The organism is Bradyrhizobium sp. Ken64, assembly GCF_055807555.1.
Map to the genome: position 1 here is coordinate 1 of NZ_JBVVPA010000125.1, position 246 is coordinate 246.

Below are 246 nucleotides of genomic sequence, written 5' to 3' on the forward strand. Positions count from 1 at the left end.
TGAGCTGAGGTTGGTGACGCGCGGCCCCGGCAACCTCGATAAAGAGTTGATGCGCTCCCGAGAACTGGGCTACAACGGCTTCTTTGCCGACCTCGGGTTGAACGTCGACGTGAAGCTGTTCTATGACGAAATCACCGACATGATCAGCTCGCCCTTGCGCAACAACCAATACATCGCCAGCAACGACAACAGCGCGCGCTTTACCGGCGCCGAATCACAGTTCGACTGGCGCGTGAGCAACGCCGA

Annotated in this window: 1 protein-coding gene; it reads left to right on the plus strand. The window is 58.5% G+C overall.

Features of this window, described 5'->3' with window-relative positions; genetic code table 11:
* A partial coding sequence (locus AC0L2F_RS35920) for a TonB-dependent receptor domain-containing protein (RefSeq protein WP_473251545.1) occupies positions 1-246 on the plus strand: 246 nt, incomplete at both ends.